At 68.2% G+C, this 907-nt stretch carries 1 protein-coding gene; it reads right to left on the reverse strand.

All coding sequences use genetic code 11. The features are described 5' to 3' along the window. On the reverse strand, positions 1-907 hold a 907-nt coding region (locus tag BBH68_RS34420; protein ID WP_218029733.1), incomplete at both ends, for an alpha/beta hydrolase.

Below are 907 nucleotides of genomic sequence, written 5' to 3' on the forward strand. Positions count from 1 at the left end.
CTGGACGCCGGCCGCTGAACATCACGTCGGACGCCTCCAGCGTGCCCTGGCGGGCGGCCGAGCCCACCACCACGGACCCGTAGCTGTGGGCCTGCACCGACAGGTGGTCCTCGGCCGCCGGGTCGTGGGAGGTGTGCAGCCCCGACAAGAAGTCGTTGAAATCCCCGGCCGCCCGGTCGGCGTACCTGTTCAGCGCGCCTTCCGGGAAGAGGTTCTGCGGAGCGTCATAGCCGTTCCAGGTGATGGTGGACACCTTGGGCTCGCCCGGCATCGCGCTGGCGGCCTGCCAGAGGTTGGTGCCCGCGACCATGGGCGTGTAGATGCCGCTCAGCCTGCTCTTCGTGCCGCCGACCATCACGGCGGTGTGATCGGCCGTGTCCGGGTTGCCGTTCGCGATGATGGCGCGCCCGTTGTTCTCGGCGTCGAAACCCAGCAGATACGCCGGTGGAAGCCCGTCGCCCCTCGGCCGGCCGACGGAAAGCCGCGAATCGGGGAAGGCGTCCGTCTTTCCCGTCGAGTCGAAACGCTGCTGAATGCGCCTCATGCCGTCGAGCGAGCCGATCAGGTGCTTGCGCTTGCCGTCCCACTCGCGCCACTCCGGATTGAGCACCATGACCCGTCCGGCCGCCATGTACTTGGGCTTCGGCTCGGGTGGCAGGTTGTCCAGCTCGGTCTGGTACTTCGCCCGCTGCTCGTTGAACCAGACACGGTTCGCCTCGTCGCGGTCCTCGGCGGGCAGTCCGTCCAGCTTGCCCACGCTCGCCGGGTAGAGGGAGATGTACTCCGCCCGCTCCTCTTTGCTGAGGCTCTTCCACCAGGCCGCGTTCTCCTGGGGCGACTTGTCCTCGGGAATGCCGCGCAGATAGCCGCCGACCGTCTTCTTGACGTCGCCCCGGTCCTGTCCTGG

This window comes from Streptomyces sparsogenes, from assembly GCF_001704635.1.
In the GTDB taxonomy this organism is placed as follows: domain Bacteria; phylum Actinomycetota; class Actinomycetes; order Streptomycetales; family Streptomycetaceae; genus Streptomyces; species Streptomyces sparsogenes.